This window comes from Parablautia muri (assembly GCF_009917485.1).
Lineage (GTDB): Bacteria > Bacillota > Clostridia > Lachnospirales > Lachnospiraceae > Suilimivivens > Suilimivivens muri.
Genome location: NZ_QZDT01000008.1, coordinates 1 through 19,155, shown reverse-complemented (window position 1 = coordinate 19,155; position 19,155 = coordinate 1). Strand labels below are relative to the sequence as shown.

16 protein-coding genes are annotated in these 19,155 nt (G+C 42.4%); 15 read left to right on the top strand and 1 reads right to left on the bottom strand.

Annotation, left to right across the window (positions count from 1 at the left end):
- The first annotated feature begins 245 nt into the window (after positions 1 to 245).
- The 8 genes from D5281_RS07165 (at position 246) to D5281_RS07130 (ending at position 8,615) form a co-directional block, all read left to right on the top strand.
- Entirely contained in the window at positions 246 to 656 is a 411-nt protein-coding gene (locus D5281_RS07165; RefSeq protein ID WP_277935234.1) for an ISAs1 family transposase, read from the top strand.
- Between the two features lie 189 nt (positions 657 to 845).
- The gene (locus D5281_RS07160) at positions 846 to 2,036 is read left to right on the top strand and encodes a cation:proton antiporter (protein ID WP_160559486.1); all 1,191 of its coding nucleotides are present in this window, start codon (positions 846 to 848) and stop codon (positions 2,034 to 2,036) included.
- 404 nt (positions 2,037 to 2,440) lie between these two features.
- Entirely contained in the window at positions 2,441 to 3,460 is a 1,020-nt protein-coding gene (locus tag D5281_RS07155) for a hydroxyacid dehydrogenase (protein ID WP_160559485.1), read from the top strand.
- A 39-nt stretch (positions 3,461 to 3,499) separates the two neighbouring features.
- Complete coding sequence (locus D5281_RS07150; RefSeq protein ID WP_160559484.1) at positions 3,500 to 4,885, top strand: ABC transporter substrate-binding protein; 1,386 nt, start codon at positions 3,500 to 3,502, stop codon at positions 4,883 to 4,885.
- Positions 4,886 to 4,922: 37 nt separating this feature from the next.
- Positions 4,923 to 5,834, top strand: coding sequence for a carbohydrate ABC transporter permease (locus D5281_RS07145; protein ID WP_160559483.1), 912 nt, complete (start codon positions 4,923 to 4,925; stop codon positions 5,832 to 5,834).
- Positions 5,827 to 6,642, top strand: coding sequence for a carbohydrate ABC transporter permease (locus tag D5281_RS07140; RefSeq protein WP_160559482.1), 816 nt, complete (start codon positions 5,827 to 5,829; stop codon positions 6,640 to 6,642). Before D5281_RS07145 ends, D5281_RS07140 begins: the two co-directional genes overlap by 8 nt.
- Before the next feature lie 94 nt (positions 6,643 to 6,736).
- On the top strand, positions 6,737 to 7,813 hold the full coding sequence (locus D5281_RS07135; RefSeq protein WP_277935228.1) for a Gfo/Idh/MocA family protein: 1,077 nt from the start codon (positions 6,737 to 6,739) through the stop codon (positions 7,811 to 7,813).
- Positions 7,737 to 8,615, top strand: coding sequence for an AraC family transcriptional regulator (locus D5281_RS07130; protein WP_160559481.1), 879 nt, complete (start codon positions 7,737 to 7,739; stop codon positions 8,613 to 8,615). The genes D5281_RS07135 and D5281_RS07130 overlap by 77 nt, the downstream gene beginning before the upstream one ends.
- Before the next feature lie 167 nt (positions 8,616 to 8,782).
- Here D5281_RS07130 and D5281_RS07125 read toward each other — a convergent pair whose 3' ends face one another.
- Complete coding sequence (locus D5281_RS07125) at positions 8,783 to 9,727, bottom strand: D-2-hydroxyacid dehydrogenase (protein ID WP_160559480.1); 945 nt, start codon at positions 9,725 to 9,727, stop codon at positions 8,783 to 8,785.
- A gap of 488 nt (positions 9,728 to 10,215) precedes the next feature.
- Here D5281_RS07125 and D5281_RS07120 point away from each other — a divergent pair, with 488 nt between their 5' ends.
- From D5281_RS07120 to D5281_RS25500, 7 genes are all read left to right on the top strand, one after another.
- Positions 10,216 to 11,583, top strand: coding sequence for a family 4 glycosyl hydrolase (locus tag D5281_RS07120; RefSeq protein ID WP_160559479.1), 1,368 nt, complete (start codon positions 10,216 to 10,218; stop codon positions 11,581 to 11,583).
- The gene (locus D5281_RS07115) at positions 11,574 to 12,629 is read left to right on the top strand and encodes a carbohydrate kinase family protein (RefSeq protein ID WP_330584872.1); all 1,056 of its coding nucleotides are present in this window, start codon (positions 11,574 to 11,576) and stop codon (positions 12,627 to 12,629) included. The genes D5281_RS07120 and D5281_RS07115 overlap by 10 nt, the downstream gene beginning before the upstream one ends.
- Before the next feature lie 17 nt (positions 12,630 to 12,646).
- Entirely contained in the window at positions 12,647 to 14,380 is a 1,734-nt protein-coding gene (locus D5281_RS07110) for a DUF4091 domain-containing protein (RefSeq protein ID WP_160559478.1), read from the top strand.
- Positions 14,377 to 16,185, top strand: a complete 1,809-nt coding sequence (gene ftsH / locus D5281_RS07105; RefSeq protein WP_160559477.1) for an ATP-dependent zinc metalloprotease FtsH — start codon at positions 14,377 to 14,379, stop codon at positions 16,183 to 16,185. The genes D5281_RS07110 and ftsH overlap by 4 nt, the downstream gene beginning before the upstream one ends.
- 322 nt (positions 16,186 to 16,507) lie before the next feature.
- Positions 16,508 to 17,095: a hypothetical protein gene (locus tag D5281_RS07100; protein ID WP_160559476.1), complete on the top strand. Its 588-nt coding sequence runs from the start codon at positions 16,508 to 16,510 to the stop codon at positions 17,093 to 17,095.
- A gap of 212 nt (positions 17,096 to 17,307) precedes the next feature.
- Entirely contained in the window at positions 17,308 to 17,733 is a 426-nt protein-coding gene (locus D5281_RS25505) for a hypothetical protein (protein WP_277935227.1), read from the top strand.
- A 114-nt stretch (positions 17,734 to 17,847) separates the two neighbouring features.
- Entirely contained in the window at positions 17,848 to 18,561 is a 714-nt protein-coding gene (locus D5281_RS25500; RefSeq protein WP_277935226.1) for a hypothetical protein, read from the top strand.
- Positions 18,562 to 19,155: the final 594 nt, after the last annotated feature.

Here is a 19,155-nt window from a genome sequence, read left to right as displayed (position 1 = left end):
CAGTTTCCGCAACAAATTACACAACAGTGAAGCCGAAGGCTGTCAGAACAAATGCATGAACAAAAATAAACAGACATTTGTTACGAAAATTATGTTACAATACCATTACATTTTTTACTCCTGTCCTTTCAGTGAAAATATTGTGGATTATGGAACAGGCTGCCGGGCTCACCGACAGCAAGCAGCAGGAGAAAGTAAAACATCCCCCTGAAAGATGGTTTGAGGACAGGAAGGAATGAGAGAAACTGAGTTCCATCGGTTATGAGAGAAAAACAATAACCAGAACAGGAGCGGATGGCACAGTGAGAGAAGAACGGTATTTCCTGTGCAGTATCAAGCCCAATGCGGAGCTGTTTTCTATTGCCGCACGCAGGCACTGGAATATCGAAAACAACCTGCACTGGGCACTTGATATAGTTTTCAGAGAAGACAAATTACGCTCCAAAGAAAAGAACGGAATACACAATCTTGGTCTGAGCAGAAGATTTGTCCTGTTTATAATAAAGCTATTGAAAGCTTACTATCATAGGGGCATGAAACGGATCCGTAGTAAGATAGGCAGAAACCTGGAATCAGAAATTCCTGTAATCCTTGCTGTTCTAAAAGTATTATACGATAACGATATGATGGATGCAATTGACGAGCTTGCCAAATAATGATATCCTTCGAAGATGTTTTTTCGTTCGTGCGTTTATTCTGCGAAGGCTGTACCTTACCATTGAAATAACCGTTTTGGCTTTCAGGCATTGACAATACCTTATTTTGAGGCTATAACTGTTTATGGGAAACCGTGACAGATTGGTTAGACTGTTACGGAAATTCATTTAGATAAGGAGAGGTAAAAGATGGAAACAATTGATATTTTAAGGGATCTTGCAATTATTCTGCTCTTTGCCAAATGTTTGGGTATACTCGCAAGAAAAGTCAAAGCGCCCCAGGTGGTTGGACAGATTCTTGCAGGTCTGCTTGTAGGTCCATGTGTGTTTGGATGGATCTCACAAAACGATTTTATTACGCAGATGGCTGAAGTGGGTGTAATCATATTGATGTTTTCCGTAGGACTTGAATCTGATTTAAAGGAACTGCTCAAAACAGGCCCCATTGCTTTTCTGATTGCCTGTGCAGGGGTTATAACACCTTTGCTTGCAGGTGCGCTTTTGTACATGGGCTTTTATGGCGTTGCACCCTGGGGAAGTGAGAATTTTTACAAAGCCGTTTTCATGGGCACAATCATGACGGCAACCAGTGTCAGTATCACTGTGGCATCTTTGCAGGAGCTGGGTAAAATTAAGAGCAAAGTTGGAACTACCATTGTCAGTGCAGCGATTATTGACGATGTGATTGGCATTATTGTTCTGACCTTTGTGGTTGGCTTCAAAAACCCGGATTCCAATCCCGGAATGGTGGTACTTAAAACAATCGCCTTTTTTGCGGTGGCAATTGTAGGAGGATTTCTGGTTTACAAAATATTTCTCACACTGGACAAACGCTATCCGCATACACGGCGTATTCCAATCGTCAGTGTAGCCTTTTGCTTTGGCCTGTCTTATATTGCAGAGAGATATTTTGGTATAGCGGACATTACCGGAGCGTATGTTGCAGGTCTTGTGCTTTGTAATTTAAGTGACAATGAATACATAGAAAGAAAAGTAGATGTGAGCTCTTATATGTTTTTTGGGCCAATCTTTTTTGCCAGCATTGGCTTGAAAACTTCTTTTGAAGGTTTAAACGGTAAGCTGGTTGCATTCTGCGTCTGCTTTGTGATTGTGGCGCTTTTATCTAAGATTATTGGCTGCGGGGCAGTTGGCAGGTTATGTAAATACAACATGACCGATTCCCTAAAGATTGGTGTGGGAATGATGACGAGAGGTGAGGTTGCGCTGATTGTTGCACAGAAAGGTCTGGCGGCGGGAATGCTGACAGCGGATTATTTTACGGCGGTTATTCTGCTGATTATTGTATCGTCTATTATGACGCCGGTTATCTTGAAGCTGCTTTACAGCAGGGATGATAAGAAGGGAATTGCGCAGGCTTAAGGAGAAGATGATTTTTATCCATCATAACATTAAAAGGTTAGGTTGATTTGAATATAGGAAGAAAATGGTCCTGTAGGCTTGCAGGATGTCAGAATGAAAATTAATTCAATAAAAATAATGAATGAGAACCCTGTGGTTGTGTTAAGACAATCATGGGGTTTTTAATTTGGTCGGTTGGTTTGGGAGTAAGCTTCCAAACTCTTTATCGGTGCAGTATTGCAAGTTGCACTTGCGATATGCAGGGGGAATTATATACAAAAAAGCAAATTAAAATGGATAAAAAGCAACTAGTTGTTTTTTGTCCATTACAATTTGCTATATCTGCATTTCTAAAAAAATACGAAAGTGTATAATGAAATTATAAAAAATAAATAATAATATGTGAATGTAAAGGAGGAAATTTAGTGAAAAAGCCGAAAGTGTATGTCCATAGACTGGCAGATTGGTATTCGTTCTATATGAATAAAGATAGTGAAAATGAATTATCATCTTTTTGTAATGTGGTTACGGAGAGAGAACGTGACACACCTATGTCAGAAGATGAATTGGTAGAAAGAATGCAAGGCTGCGAGGCAATCTTATCACTGAATGGAATTGGTGCGGAAGAAATAACACAGTCCGTTTTGGAGAGAGTTGGCACAATCCGTCTTATAGTTATCTCCCATTGGTGGAATCAATTTGAAAATCTGGATTTGGAATCACTTGGTATACGGGTAGTGGAAGGCTCCAATGCGAACACGGTAGCCGTAGTTGAGTGGACCCTTACGGCAGCATTGATGGGGGTGCGTAAACTCACAAATTTTGATACGAAAATGAAGAATGCATCTCTATGGTGCGAACCAAGACGTGGCAGCGCCGGAATGCTTTATGGAAAACGTGTCGGATTGGTTGGTTTAGGTAGAATAGGTCGTTACTGTGCGAAACTATTCAAGATAATGGGTGCAAAGGTTTCTGCATATGATAAGTATATTTCAAAAAAAGAAGCCGAAAGTCTGGGTATTACCATGGTTTCGTTGGATGAGGTGTTCGAAAGTTCAGAAATTATCTCCCTGCATCTTCCTGTGACACCGGAAACAACAGGCATCATAAAAAGAGAATATATTCAAAAAATACCAGAAAAAACGATTTTTATTAATTCAGCCCGTGCAGCGCTTTATAAAGAGGAAGACTTGGTAGAAGCACTGCAGCAAAAGAATTTTTTTGCTTATTTGGATGTATTTTCAGAAGAACCTCTTCCAGTGGATCATCCGCTGCGCTCTATGGATAATGTGTTTTTAACGCCGCATATTGCGGGAGATAATGCTGAAATGTTCCGGTTATGTGGAAAGCAGGCAATTGAAACTTTACGTGATTATTTTTCCAGAAAGGAGGTTATTAATCGAAAATATGATATGGCGTTTGAAAAAAACGCGGAAGCTCTTTGACAGGAAATTCCTGAAAGGAATGCAGAAATGGAGGAAAATATGAGAAATGCAAAAAGATGGTTAAGTATTTTTTTAGTGGGTACTGTGTTGGCTGGTTGCCTAACCGCCTGTGGGTCTTCTGGTTCAAATGACAATCAGGAAGAAACCGGGCAAACGAATCAGGATGCACAACAAACGGTACAGGATGATACTTCAGAAAATCAGGAGGAAGCTCCAAATACAGAAGGGGCAACGATTCGCCTGGCACATTTGTACGACCCAGGAACGGGAGTGGAGTCAGAAAAACGCAGCTATGAATGGCTGAAAAAAGGGAGCGAAAACTTTGAGGCGAATAATCCGGGGTGCACCGTAGAGTTGGAATACTATAAATATGATGAAATGGATACAAAATATATGTCTGATTATCAATCCGGCGTGGAGCATGATGTGCTGATTACAACAAGTATGTTATTCCCACAGCATTTTCAGGTAGGAGATTTGTTGGACATGCAACCTTATGTAAATGAATGGGAGCAAAGTGAAGTGGATGAATTTGCATGGAATCCTGTATGGGATATCTGTTCTAATGATGGAGGGCTTTATGGTATTCCCTTAGGGCTGCATATTCGTGGAATGATTTATCGGAAAGATTTGTTCGAACAGGCAGGATTAGATCCAAACTCTCCGCCAAAAACAATGGATGAGTTGTTAGAATACGCACAAAAGTTGAACAATCCCGATGAGAATATTTACGGGCTTGGCATGTATCTTGGAACAGAGAGAGCCAATCTGGAATGTAGCTTTTATCCATTCTTATGGGCAAACGGAGGCGAAATTTGGGATGCTGAAACAAAGCAGGCTATTTTTGCAGATGAGACTGGTGTAAAGACAGGACAATTTGTGAAGGATTTGGTCACTAAATACGGTGTAACACCTCAATTTGCTATAAGTGGTGGTTATGGTGATGCTCTGGATGCTTTTATGAATGGTCAGTATGCTATGATGGAGGGATTTGGAAGTTATTGGATTAGCAATGTGGTAGAAGCAGGTATGGAAGATAATGTTGGCATATGTGCGGTACCGGATGGCTCTAATCGCTTCTCAAACTGCTATTCCTTGTCCATATATGCAGGATGCGAACATCCCGACTTGGCTATGAAGTTGATTGAGGAGCTTCTAGCGCCAGATGTAATTACAATGTATGCTGATGGAGGACTACCGGCACGTCGATCGGATTATGAGGATGCACAGTATCAGGGCGCTTTATATAGTGCTATGCTGGAGATAGCAAATGATGGACGAAATGTAGCAGAAACTGTTAATTACATGAAGTTGGCAGATAGTGTTGCAGCAGCAGTGCAGGAGATTATTGCGAATGATGGTGATGTGCAGGAGGTGTTTACACGTTATCAGGATGAATATAATGCTAGATATGCCGGAGAATAGTCAGTAGATTTACGTTCTTGAAAAGGAGGATGCTTTATTGAAATTCCATATGAATCAAGAGCGGTCAAAGGAAAAGAAATCAGGCTGGGGTTCCAAGGAATCCCGGCTTGCCTATCTTTTTATGACACCGCTTCTTTTGTGTTTGGTTGCGTTTATGGTTGTTCCTATGATAACGGGAATTCAAATCAGTTTTCAAAATGCTAAGGGTGATTTTGTGGGCCTGGGAAATTATCATCTTGTGTTAGGAGAACCACGTTTTTGGAATAATGTCCGTCTTTCTTTGACTTATGTGGTTTGCAATGTTCTGCTTTCTATTGTTTTAGGTTTTTTAGCGGCAAATCTGATTACGCAGAAATCAAAAATGGTATCAATGCTCAGGCCCTTATATTTGATTCCCTGGATTATTCCACCAGTGTCCAGCTCTATTTTGTTCCGGACACTTTTAGATGCCAATACTGGGCCTGTTACACGTCTCATAAAAATGATTACAGGTAAAAATGTTATGATTTTGGATCAGGCTAAAACGGCACTTTTAGCGGTCATTTTTCATAATTTCTGGAGATCATTTCCATTTGCTATGCTGTTTTTAGCAGCAGGTTTGACTATGATTTCAAAGGATGTTTATGAAGCTGCCATTGTAGATGGCGCATCTAAGGTGAAACAATTTTTCTACATTACTTTGCCGCTGGTGAAGAATCATTTGTTTATTGTAATTTTGATGATTACCAATTGGACTTTACAGGATTCGGAATCTTGTTATTCATTGACAAAAGGAGGTCCAGGTACGGCTACGGAAATGGTGGCGGTTAGATTATTCAAAGATTCCTTTGTTTATTTTGAGATTCATACGGGAGTGGTTATTGGAATCGTCATGATGTGTATTAGTATTATTTTTGCAGCGATTTACTATTGGGTGACAAAAGCAAAGGAGATGGAAACTTATGAATAGAGAAAAACGTAGAACCGTTTTCTTTCGGACTTTTTGGAGGATTATCATTGCATTGTTTGTATTGCTTCCCTTGTTGTGGGGTATTCGGACCTCCTTATGTGCATCCAACTATGACAGAAGTTTTATTCCGAAAGAAATTACGTTAAAACATTATAAAGATTTGTTAAAAAGTCCTACATTTTTGCCCGGAATCTGGAATAGTGTTAAGGTTTCACTTCTTACAATTTTGATTTTATTGCCGATTGTCACATTGGCATCTTATGCACTGGGTAGAATGAGATTTCATGGAAGGGTTTTAGAAAGAATATTGTTGCTTTTACCGCTATTACCAGCGATTGCCATTTTAATTCCGTTAGTACAGAATATGCATACTTTAGGTTTGTATAATCATCTGATGGGAGTTATTGTTTTGAACGTGGTCTTTTTACTTCCATTCACAACGTATTTGCTAAAAAATTTTATGGGGTTAATGTCTAAATCGGTGGAAGAAGCTGCATTTGTAGATGGCTGTACGCGTTTTAGTGCGATTGTTTATATTATTTTACCAAATACATTGCCGGGATTTGCATCTGTCATGGTTTACTGTTTCATTAATAGTTGGTTGAATTATCTATATCCTTATGCATTGATTGCAGATATGAATTCAAGAACCATGCCACAGATTTTACTTGCTCTGATTGGACAGTATGGAAATAATTATCCAAGTCTGACAGCGGCTTCGATTTTAACGATGCTCCCGCCATTACTGTTTTTTTGCATATTTCAAAAATGGTTTATTGCTGGTTTATTTGGTTCTAGTATGAAATAGAAACTTTGGAGAGAGAAGTTTGGAAGTAAACTCCCAAACTCTTTATTGGTGGCAGTACCGCAAGCAAGGCTTGCGGTATGCGGAGGGTATGAGTATGAAAAATATTAAAATTGGGATAATAGGATGTGGCGGAATCGCTCAATCGAAACATTTACCGTCTTTGCGTTGCATAGAAGGAGTGCGTGTTATTGGATTTTATGATCCAGTGAAAAGCAGGGCGATAGAATGTGCTGACAAATTTGGGGATGATGCAAAGATTTATGAAGATGCACAGGAGCTGTTGGAGGATCCGAAAATAGATGCGGTACATATTTGCACGCCCAATCATACACATGCTGAATTGTCAATTATGGCTTTGGAAAATAATAAGCATGTTATGTGCGAAAAACCAATGGCTATTAATGCGAAACAGGCTATGAAGATGGAGCAGGCCGCGAAAAGGAGCGGAAAAATTTTGACAATTGGATATCAAAGCCGATTTGAACGCAACTCCCTTTATTTAAAAAAATTATGTGAGCAGGGGAAATTAGGAGAAATCTATTATGGAAAGGCCCATGCAATTCGTAGGAGAGGCGTTCCTACATGGGGCTCTTTCTTGAATACAGAAATTCAAGGAGGAGGTTGTCTTACGGATATGGGAACCCATGCTTTGGATTTAACATTATGGTTGATGAATAATTATGAGCCAGAATATGCTGTTTGTAATACGTATTGTAAATTGGGGAAAAATCCAAATGCAGCTAATGTGTGGGGCCCCTGGGATCCTGAAAAGTTCCAAGTGGAAGATTCTGCTTTTGGATTTGTACGGATGAAAAATGGCGCAACAGTTGAAATAGATTGCAGTTGGGCATTGAATATTACAGATGTGAAAGAAAGTATCTCAACTCTTTGTGGAACCAAAGCAGGCGCGGATATGAGAGATGGATTGACAATAAACGGAGAGAATGAACAAAGTCTATATGTCAGTAAGATTGACGTAAGTAACACAACAGGGATTTCTTTGGACATTCCTTATTCGGAGAATCCTGGACTGATGGAGATGGAAGATTGGATTTATGCAATACGAACAGGAAAGGAACCTTTGGTGAAGGTACATGAAGCTGTTGTGGTGTGCCAGATTATTGACGGAATGTATTGGTCGGCAAAAATGCGGGAACCATATTATTTTTAAAGGGGTTGATGTTATTATATATGATAATGTTGAAATTGGCTTTATGACACATTATAAAGAAAGGAAGAACCAGAAAGTCGTAATAACGCCAGCGCATCAGCATGTAAAAAATATTTGGGAAATGGTATATTATGTAAATAATGGCGGTGTATTTATCCTGGGAGACAAAAAAATTCCCTATGAAAAAAATACGGTTATGTTAATCCCGCCCAATATTATGCACTATGAATTCTCTGATAGTTCCATTGAGCTTTATTTTATTATGTTTAGGCCCGTTTTTGATCATAATTCCAATGGTTTTAGCGTACGAGACTATAATAACCATTTTTTTGAAAATATGTTTGCGCAGTGTTTCTATTTAAAAAATACGAAACCTATTAACTGGCAATCCAATCTTGGTATGGTATTAGGATGTGTTGAACAATATATGGCATCTTTGGAAAATATAGGAGAAATTTCTATTGCAGAACAATTAAAGCAAAAAATTTCAGAACGCTTCACAGACTCTTCTCTGCAAATTGGCGCATTGCTGGAAGAAATGCCATTAAGTGCCTGGTATCAAAGAAAATTATTTAAAGAGGCGACTGGAATGACACTGACACAATATTTAAACAAAATACGAATTGACTATGCCTGTTCTTTACTGGCCAACTCTGCAATGCCTATTAAATCTATTGCTATTTCTAGTGGATTTGAAGATTCTTATTACTTTAGCCGACTATTTAAAACGCTCAAGGGCAGTAATCCTATGCTTTGGAGAAAAGAACATTGGAAGTTACGCCTAAATCAAGATGGACAGTAAGAATCCTGCCTATATGGAGCCAGAGCGGTTTTGGGAGATTTAAGTCAAATGAGGGAGGATATTCTTTTGGTCTAAGCAGTATGCCTAACCAAGAAAATATTCCCGCCCTCTTTGCTGCCGTTAACAGCTATATTTGTCATTTCATTGACAAAATATTCTAAAGCATCTCAATGCTTCACCACATTACGCAGTGCTTCCCCATCCGCATATCGTTTTACATTTTCCAGACAAATATTTACCACATTGCGCAGTGTCTCCGGAAGGTGATAGTATCCTGATATGTGAGGCGTAATAATGGCATTGGGAATTTCCCACAATCTGTGGTTTTCCGGCAGGGGTTCGGGTTCAGTTACATCCATAGCGGCCCCTGCTAAATGACCGGATTCCAAAGCATCGCACAAATCCTCTGTGCAGACTAAATCGCCCCTGCCGCCATTAAGGAAGAAACTGCCCGGTTTCATGGTATTAAACAGCTCTTTGTGAAAGAGTCCTCTGGTCTTATCTGTGCTTGGCAGAAAAGAAATTACCACGTCTGCTTTCGGAAGGAGGTCTTTTAGTTTGTCCATGGTATGAAGTTCATCCATGTATGGCGGACATTCTGAAAGCGTTCTTTTTATACCAATCACATATGCGCCGAGCGCATGGGAGAGTCTGGCAAAATGATTTCCGATATCGCCGGCGCCCAGAAGCAGGATGGTGGAATCCGTGATGGAGGTAACTTCTCCTTCATCGGCCCACAGATGCTTCCGTTGATTATCCCTATATAAATACAGCTTTTTTTGGAGAGACAAGAGCATGGCAAACATGTGCTCTGATACAGCTTTTCCATATGCACCGCTGCTGGTGGTCAGTATGGTATGGGGAGAGAGAACGTCATCCTCCACATAAAGGTTGTATCCTGCCGAATCCAAATGAATCCAGGCAAGATTTTCCGATGCCTGTATCATGTCAGGGGGTACGCTTCCCAGAATGATTTTTGCTTGTTGTATCTGTTCCTTTGTTACCTCAGAAGAACTGGTGTAGACATACTCTGCATCCGGTAAAATCTGCTCTAACCGTTCTTTTTGCTCCTTGGTCATAGGAATTATGACCAATATCTTTTTTAGTTTCATCCTCTATCCTCCATATTTTCTGATTGTCAGCAAATATTTTCTTAGATTATACCCTAAGATAAGCCTTAAAACAAATTTTATCACTTTCCAGGCGCGGAAATCAATTTTCAAAATTGTTTTGTTAGCACACAGCAGTTTTGAAAATTGATTTCCGTGCTTTCCAAGCATCCTCTGGTTACTATTTACGGCCTGGGAGCCGCTCATAGTAACATTCGGGGTGATATTCCAAGTTTCGCTTCGCAAAAATCGCCCCTCACACCTGAATCACGTTCTCACGGAATGCGCAGTAAATACGCATTCCTGACCCGTGAAAAGTAACATCTTCTGGCCAATGCGTGAAAAGTTACTGGAAATTACGTTGTATTTCACATATTTCCATATTATAATCAAAGGGAAGAAAGTGAGGGTAAAGTTTGGAAGTAAACTTCCAAACTCTTTATTGATGGCAGTACCACAAGCACAGCTTGTGGTATGCAAGGGGTATGATAATGAAGATAACAGTAATTGGCGGTGGAGGCGTGCGCTCCATGTTTTTGGCAAAAAGTCTGGCACAAAGCAGCAGGGAACTGGGCTTTAAAGAAGTGGTTTTTATGGATAATGACGAAAAGAAACTGAACATTTTCGGAAAGATGGCGGCACAGGTATCGAGACGTATAGCGCCTGATATGCAATTTCGGCTTACAACAAACGCTGTGGATGCGGTAAAGAATGCTGATTATATCATCACAACCATTCGCGTGGGCAAAGATGAGATGCGGATCCAGGATGAGAGGATTGCGCTTGCTGCGGGCGTCTTGGGCCAGGAGACTACCGGGGCGGCAGGATTTTCCTTTGCAATGCGTTCCGTGCCGGCCCTTGCAGAGTACTGTGAGCTGGCGAAAGAATATGCATCTCCCAAGGTGAAAATTTTTAATTTCACCAATCCGGCAGGTGTGGTTTCCCAGACACTCAGGGACATGGGCTATGATTTTACCTTTGGCATTTGTGATGCACCCAGCGGGTTCCTTCATTCTGTGGCGAAGCTCTACGGTGTGGCGCAAGAGCAGGTAACGGGGGAATGCTATGGGTTAAATCATCTATCCTTTTTTGAGAGTATCAAGCTGGACGGGAAGGAAATTATGCCGGAGCTTTTAAAGGACCCCAGGCTTTATACAAAGACGGATATGCGTTTTTTTGGGAAAGACCTGGTGGAGCATTTCGGCTGTGCATTAAACGAGTATCTATACTATTTTTTCTACCGGGAGGAGGCTGTGAGGAATATTTTGAATGCAAAGGTAACCCGGGGAGAAGTAATACGCGATGTGAATCGTCACATGGTAGGCGAGCTGTCGGGAATGGACATTGACAATGATTTTGAAAACTGCTTAAAAGTATTTGAGTACTGGTATGGATGTAGAGAAAATGCATATATGGCAAATGAAACCGGCATACCGGGCAAAACCAAGACGTACCGTTTCGATATTTATGAAAAGGATGCGGGAGGATATGCGGGCGTTGCGCTTCAGTATATCAGAGCGTGTCAAAAAGAAACGGAGTCAGAAATGATCTTATGTGTGCCGAACCAGGGAGCCATGGCAGGTCTTTTAGATGACGATGTGGTGGAGGTTACGTGTACAATAAAGGGAGATGTTCTTGTTCCCAAGAGGATAAATAACCCCGGCGACTTGCAGATGGAGCTGATTCGCAGGGTGAAAATGTATGAGCGGCTGGCATCAAAGGCGCTGCGGGAGAAAAACACGGCAAAGGCTGTTGAGTGTCTTATGGTCCATCCCTTGGTTAACTCTTATTCACTGGCTAAAAAATTGATGAAAGAGTATCTTAAATCAAATGAGGCGTATACAGATGAGTGGAATTAGATTTTAAAATACAGCCTTTTTTCATGGCTATTTGCACCAATGGCGTCAGGGGCGGAATGGATGAACCTGGTGATTATAAATATTGCACCTTGCGGCAGCGCGGGCCGCAGGATAAGAGAAAGGTATGGTATCAGATGGGATTTGCAGGCGGAGCAGGTTTTGCCAATCTGGATTTATTGTATGCGGGGCTGGATGGACTGCCAAAGAAGGGGCAGGAGATTTATGCCAAAGGGTTTGATATACAATTAGGAGGCGGCGTGCCCGCCACTATGATTCATTTAGGCAGATTGGGTGTTTCCTCCAAGCTGCTGACGTTTATTGGAGAGGATTTTCTTTCCGGGTTTGTGAAAAGAGCCCTTGAGAGTTATGAGGTGGAGACCGTTAATTTGTACAAAGGAAAAGGATGGCCGGTTACGATTTCATCCGCCCTGATTTTTGATGGGGACAGGAGCTTTGTCTCCTATCAGGATGAAATAGAGATAACACCCTGGCATGTTGAGCAGGTGTACAGGCAGCTGAGCGGGGCAAAAGTGGTGGATATGCAGGCGGGATTTTTGGAGGCATATCAAAAGCTCAGCGGGGAAGGGACGATTCAGGTGTTCGACACTGGCTGGGAGGAAGACCTTTCAATAGAAAAGTACAGGGATTATTTGGAGGTTGCGGATTATTATGTGCCCAACCAAAAGGAGGCGCTGAAGATTACCGGGGAGAGCACGCTGGAGGGAGCAGCGCAGAAATTAAGCAAATATTTTAAGGATGTAATTATCAAGCTGGATAAAGACGGGTGCCTTGTGAAAAACAGCGGCGGGATGAAGGTAATTCCGCCATTACCGAACGTTAAGGCGGTAGATGCAACCGGAGCCGGGGATGCATTTATGAGCGGATTTATGTATGGACTTTATCATGATTATCCGGTAGAGCAGTGTATCCGGTTTGGAAATGTGACCGGAGGCATCTGTGTGCAGGGAATGGGATGCCTTGCTAAATATGTGGGAGAGGAAGAATTGCTTCGGCTGGCTTTAGAAGCGAGTCAGAGTTTGGCTTAGAAAGGGGAGATAAAAGGATGGATTTCGAATTTTATCTGACGGACAGTTTAGAGAAAGTATTTCCGGATAAAAGGCCCCCTGCAATGAAAGAAAATACCATAATTCCAGTTATGCAAAGCGAGCGGTTCGCCTTACAGTTAATTTACAGAAAGGTGCGGCCAAATCAGGAAAGCCGACAGGAATTTTTCTATGAAATAAAGGGAAGTCCGCTAAGTGTGCGTGTACGGGATGTGGAACTGGTTCCATCTGCCTTTCCATGTTATGAGACAAATGATGAGAATTACTTAAGGACCATGCCGGGCTTGTTTCCGGATTTGTTAAAGCCGAAAAAGGACAGCAAAATTGTTCCGCTGATGGGGCAGTACCGGTCTTTATGGATAGATTTCACGGACAGGCAAAAGGCGCCGGCAGGGATTTATCCGATTGAGATTCTTATTTTCGCAAAGCCGGCAGCCGCAAATGGCGCCGCTGCCCAGGACGGGAATGAACTGCAGAAGAAAGAGGTGATAGATAAGCTGACCTTTTCGGTGGAGCTATTAGATATCCCACTGCCGGAGCAGACGTTGATACACACCCAGTGGTTTCACTGTGATTGTCTGGCGAATTATTATCATACGGAGGTATTTGACGAAGAACATTGGAACATAATAGAAAATCAAATGATGCTTGCAGGCCGTGAGCTGGGCGTCAATATGATTTTGACACCGGTATTTACGCCTCCCTTGGACACAGCGGTTGGGGGAGAGCGGAGAACGGTTCAGCTTGTGGATATTTCCCTTCAGGGGAATCAATATACTTTTGGGTTCGAAAAATTAGAAAGATGGTGCGGGCTTTGCAAAAAATGCGGCATATTATATCTTGAGATTCCCCATTTGTTTACCCAGTGGGGCGCACTGGCAACGCCGAAGATCATTGTTTCGGTAAACGGTGTAAAAGAAAAAAAGTTTGGCTGGCATGTCCCGGCGCAGAGTCCTGGATATAAAGAATTTTTGGCGCAGTTTCTTCCTGCTCTTTGTAAAGAGCTGGAAAAGCAGGGATTTGACCGTGACCATATTTACTTCCACATATCGGATGAGCCAACTGCCGAGAACATGGAAAGCTATGCTGGAGCAAAAAGCGCAGTGGACCATCTGCTAAAAGGTTTCAATGTGATTGACGCTCTGAGCGATTATGCTTTTTACGAAAATGGGCTTGTGGCCAATCCGGTGGTGGCCAGTGATCACTTTGACCAATTTGAGGAGCAGGGTGTCAGGGATTTGTGGGTATACTACTGCTGTGGGCAGTGCCGGACGGTTCCAAACCGTTTTTTTGCAATGCCCAGCGCAAGAAACCGTATCATGGGCGTTTTGATGTATTTACACCGCGTGAAGGGCTTTCTGCATTGGGGATATAACTTTTATAATTCCCAATTTTCTAAGGAGGCGGTGGATCCTTTTTTTGACACCCACGCCGGCTATGCATTTCCTTCCGGCGATTCTTTCCTTGTATACCCGGGAAAGGAAGGAGAAGCCTGGTCCTCTATCCGGGGAGAGGTGCAAAGGGAAGGGCTTTATGATTTGCAGGTCTTGTATGCATTAGAAAAGGCAGTAGGCAGGGAGAGGGTGGAAGCAATTATTTATGAGGGAGAAAATGGCCCCTTTACCTTTAAACATTATCCCACCTGCAAGGAATATTTTTGGAGGCTGCGCAGAAGAATTGGGGAAGAATTGAAAAAAGAACAGGGCTTGCAATATACGGAGGTACAGATATGAAAGAAGTAAAGCAACCTAAAAAACCGTTGATTTTTTATTACGTGATTGTGCTGCTGGTGATGTGGCTGCTCAATACGCTGCTATTTCCTAAGCTTATGAAGCGGCAGATTGAAAATGTGGATTATGGTACTTTTCTGAATATGATAGAAGAAAAGCAGGTGAATATGGTTCAGATAGAAGGGGACTATATCTATTTTGTTGACAAGCAGGAGGAACCCAGATATTATCGAACCACTACCTTTGATGACCCGGAGCTGGTGGAGCGGCTCAGAGAATCGGAATGCGCTTTCGGCAGGGTGGTACAGGAAGAAATGTCTCCTATTTTGAGATTTATTTTAAGCTGGATACTTCCCATTGTTATTTTCATCGTTTTAGGGCAGTGGCTGTCCTCTAAACTGATGAGCAAAATGGGCGGCGGTATTCCTTCCATGCAGTTTGGAAAGAGCAATGCAAAAATCTATGTGGAATCAACTACAGGCATCAAATTCAGCGATGTGGCAGGGGAGGACGAAGCCAAAGAGGTTTTGACGGAGATTGTGGATTTTCTTCACAACCCGCAGAAATATCAGGAAATCGGCGCATCCATGCCCAAAGGAGCCCTGCTAGTAGGTCCTCCCGGAACAGGAAAGACGCTGCTTGCAAAGGCGGTAGCCGGAGAATCCGGCGTTCCCTTTTTCTCCATTTCAGGCTCGGAGTTTGTGGAGATGTTCGTGGGAATGGGTGCCGCAAAGGTGCGGGATTTGTTTAAACAGGCAAATGAAAAAGCACCCTGTATTGTGTTTATTGATGAGATTGACACCATAGGGAAAAAGCGTGATGGCAATGGCATGGGCGGAAATGACGAGCGGGAACAGACTTTAAACCAATTGCTTACGGAAATGGATGGCTTTGACGGTTCTAAAGGGGTCGTGATTCTTGCCGCAACCAACCGGCCGGAATCCCTTGACCCTGCTCTTTTAAGACCCGGCCGTTTTGACCGCAGAGTCCCTGTGGAACTGCCGGATTTGGCTGGGAGAGAAGCCATCTTAAAGGTACACGCTAAAAAGGTAAGGCTTGGGGATGATATTGATTTTAATGCCATAGCCAGAGCAGCCTCCGGCGCTTCCGGTGCGGAGCTTGCCAATATGGTAAACGAGGCAGCCCTGCGTGCGGTCAGGGAAGGTCGTCAGTATGTCATCCAGGCGGATTTGGAAGAAAGCATCGAAGTGGTGATAGCAGGTTACCAGAAGAAAAGCAAAGTGCTGTCGGATAAGGAAAGACTGATTGTGTCCTATCATGAAATCGGTCATGCTTTAGTGGCGGCATTGCAGAGCCATTCGGCGCCTGTTACCAAGATCACGATTATTCCAAGAACGTCAGGAGCCCTGGGCTACACCATGCAGGTGGAGGAAGGTGAGCACAATCTTATGAGCAAAGAGGAGATTGAGAATAAAATTGCTACCTTTACCGGGGGACGTGTGGCGGAAGAACTGATTTTCCATTCCATAACCACAGGGGCATCTAACGATATTGAGCAGGCTACCAAGCTGGCGCGGGCCATGATTACCAGGTATGGCATGAGCGATGAATTTGGCATGGTAGCTCTCGAAACCGTAAAGAATCAGTATCTGGGAGGAGATGCCTCTCTGGCTTGTTCGGAGGATACCGCCAGAGAAATTGACCGGAAAGTGGTGGAGACGGTGAAAAACCAGTATGAAAAGGCAAAGAAGCTCCTTACGGAAAATGTGGATAAGCTGCATGAGCTGTCCAAATACCTGTACGAGAAGGAAACGATTACGGGGGAAGAATTTATGAAGATTTTGTAACGATTTAGCCAGGTCTGTGCATTTACTGCACAGACCGTGAGAATAGGATTAGGAAGTGCAAAATCCCATCGCCGAAGGCGATTTTAAATGGATTTTGCATGTAACAGTTCAGCAAGGCTGAACTGTTACAAGATTTTGGGAGAAAAGTAGTATCTGGATTGACTTTCTGAGATAAGAGGACGATATATAACATAATGGATAAATTTTCAAAGTCTTTATGGATATTTTTAGGAATATGTAAAGTTGGGAGTTTGCATAGACTTTGTAATGTAAAAGCAAAGCCAGGGCGGACAGAGTTCACTTTGCAGAAATGGGGGGAGATATGAAAATAGGAGAAGCACAGCAAATCTACAGAGAGCAGGTAAAGGAATACCGGATGCAGAGATCCGCAATATCAAAACAGCTAAAGGATATCAGGTCGCGGATGGAAGATTTTCCGGGGAGACAGGAAGAATATGCCTCTGAGGCAGCTACTCTGGAACTGACTTTAAACGCGTTAGATGAAAAGGAAACGGAGTATCAGGAATATTTAGACAGGCTGGCGGAGCAGTACTGCGCCTACTGGAATGCCACAGTAGCGGACCAGCAGGCGGACGCGGCCGCAGAATATGCGGAGGATGTAGGTAAAATGATGGAGGTGGCGCGCCGCATCATGAAGGGAGGAATCGTGCCTGCCTCAGATGAAAAAAAGCTGATGGAATACAGCTTTGAAATGTATCAGACGGCAAAAAACATCGGCGCCCTGGCCCGGCAGGAAAAGAAAGAAAAATATAAATCCCTCTGGAAAGATGAGGAGGAAAAGGAATACGATGATCCCCAGGAAGTGGCGGAAAACGGTACTGCCCCGGCAGGCGCGCCTGATGTGGTGGAGGCGGCGGATACCATAGCGTCTGTGGCTGCGTCCGGATGAAGAACCGGAAATAGAAATAGTCTGCCTTGCTGTGAAATGCGCAATTCATGTGGACTTTTGACCCTTGAAAAGTAACCATCTGTTACATAGTTTGAAAGTACGGATAATTTAGGCTAGTGCAAAATATTTTTTCTGTTTATAATGTCAGAAAGAAAATATGTATAGAAGTTTTGTGACAGAAGCGTTTCTTTAAATAGCAGGAGAGAAAATGAATGCCAGATAAAGTGTTGCAAATACAGATGTTGGGAGGCTTTGCCATGTATTACGGAGGCGAAGCAATTGCCTTAAATAAAGTCGGAAGAACTAAATCTCTCCGACTTTTTCAGATACTGCTGTTATCTTTGCCGGGGGGAATCTCTAAAAGTGAGATTATGGATAGTCTGTATGGCTGGAACGAAAATGGCGATATGATAAACCGTAATAAAAATTTGAATAACCTGATTTATCGCTTGAAAAAACAACTGATGGCGCTTGGCCTGCCGGAGCAGGAATATGTGGAAATCAAAGGGAGCAAGTGTTACTTTAAAAGTGATATTACCCTTAAGCTGGATACGCTGGAATTTCAAAAGGCCGTAAAACAGGCAAAAAGCTCCGGGGGGGGGGCAAAACAAAAATGTAAACCTTTGGAAAGCAAATGAGATTTACCGTGGTGAGCTACTTCCGGCCAACACATCGGATATGTGGTTTTACCAAAAAAGTAAGCACTTTAAGGAATTGTATATATGGTCCGTAGATGAACTGGAAAAGAGCTCTTGAAGAATAAAGATTATAAAAACCGGCTGCTGCTTTATTCCAGAGCGGCGTCCATCTATCCCTTTGAAAAATGGCAGCTAAAGCAGATGCAGTGTAATCTGGAGATGTACCGCTATGATGAGGCGCTGGCAATATATAATGAAACGGTGGAACTTTACGACAGGGAAATGGGCGGAGACATACCTTTAAGGGAAATGCAGGAATGCTTCGAAGCCCTTGAGCTTATGGGAGAAAGCCATAAAAGAAATGTGAATGAAGCGAACGGCTGGAAACATATGGACAGGGCCTTCAGGATGAAAAGAAATGATATTAAGCAGGCGATTTTTGAAGAGGAAGACGCCCAGGGTGCCTATTACTGTACCTATCCAAGCTTCGTGGATTATTGCCGCCTGGTGGTGCGGGCAAAGGAGCGGAATGAATTTTCGGCAGTTTTGATGTTCCTTACACTAACTCAAAAAAAGGCACAGAAGGTGATGGATCTTCAAAACCAAATGCAGCTCCTTAAAGAGGTAATCGGCGATTCCCTCCGCATTGGAGATGCCTTTACCAGATATGGAAACAGACACTTTATTTTGATGCTGGTTAAGACAGAACTGGAATTTTGCAGTGCTGTGTTTCAAAAGATAGAAGCAGCTTATGCGAAAAGAACAGGAAAGGGAGAACTGTGGTACTATGCGGATATGACCCAGGAGCTTAGGAGGTCTTCTCTGTAAGTAAGAAACAAAGCAGGGAGAAACACAAAAGAAATATCCTTTTCCTAAAGATCATGATTAGAAGACCAAAAAATATGGGTGATGAATAGCAGTATTTTAGCATAGACGAAGAAAGCTTCGCAAATCTAAAAAGAGATTTGCGGAGCTTTTTTAGATACGGTGGCTTGCGAAACGAGGCAGCGTATGCTGCAATAAACTGGCTCATGAAGTGTGGCAGTGTTTGTTAAACTGTTTTTCATTGATTAAGATTTTTTGAAAAAAATAAAATACGAGAGGATATGAGGCAGTTTGCAGGATAGCTCTCTTGCTAAAATAAAAAGCAAGATGATTTGAAAGAGGACTTATGAGTACAGGATGTTTTGCGAAGCTATGCTATTCCGTGATACTTAAGAGTCGGCATGGTTAAATGCCCGGGAGGACCGGAGGAGAGGAAAGGGAGATGGAAGAACGGAGAAAAGTTGATAGAGTAGGTTATTCTGCAAATGGTGTCATTGTCATATGTGATGTTGCTGCCCATTTATTTTGGCTTCAAATAAATCTGATTGATTGTCACAGAATTAACCGATATAATGACATCAGCATAGAGAAAGAGAA

Excerpts from the sequence above, each read along its gene's own strand:
- D5281_RS07120 (WP_160559479.1), top strand. The coding sequence starts at position 10,216 with ATGAAGATAACAGTAATTGGCGGTGGAGGCGTGCGCTCCATGTTTTTG.
- D5281_RS07110 (WP_160559478.1), top strand. The coding sequence starts at position 12,647 with ATGGATTTCGAATTTTATCTGACGGACAGTTTAGAGAAAGTATTTCCG.
- D5281_RS25505 (WP_277935227.1), top strand. The coding sequence starts at position 17,308 with ATGCCAGATAAAGTGTTGCAAATACAGATGTTGGGAGGCTTTGCCATG.
- D5281_RS07135 (WP_277935228.1), top strand. The coding sequence starts at position 6,737 with ATGAAAAATATTAAAATTGGGATAATAGGATGTGGCGGAATCGCTCAA.
- ftsH (WP_160559477.1), top strand. The coding sequence starts at position 14,377 with ATGAAAGAAGTAAAGCAACCTAAAAAACCGTTGATTTTTTATTACGTG.
- D5281_RS07140 (WP_160559482.1), top strand. The coding sequence starts at position 5,827 with ATGAATAGAGAAAAACGTAGAACCGTTTTCTTTCGGACTTTTTGGAGG.
- D5281_RS07125 (WP_160559480.1), bottom strand. The coding sequence starts at position 9,727 with ATGAAACTAAAAAAGATATTGGTCATAATTCCTATGACCAAGGAGCAA.
- D5281_RS07100 (WP_160559476.1), top strand. The coding sequence starts at position 16,508 with ATGAAAATAGGAGAAGCACAGCAAATCTACAGAGAGCAGGTAAAGGAA.
- D5281_RS07150 (WP_160559484.1), top strand. The coding sequence starts at position 3,500 with ATGAGAAATGCAAAAAGATGGTTAAGTATTTTTTTAGTGGGTACTGTG.
- D5281_RS07160 (WP_160559486.1), top strand. The coding sequence starts at position 846 with ATGGAAACAATTGATATTTTAAGGGATCTTGCAATTATTCTGCTCTTT.
- D5281_RS07130 (WP_160559481.1), top strand. The coding sequence starts at position 7,737 with ATGAAGCTGTTGTGGTGTGCCAGATTATTGACGGAATGTATTGGTCGG.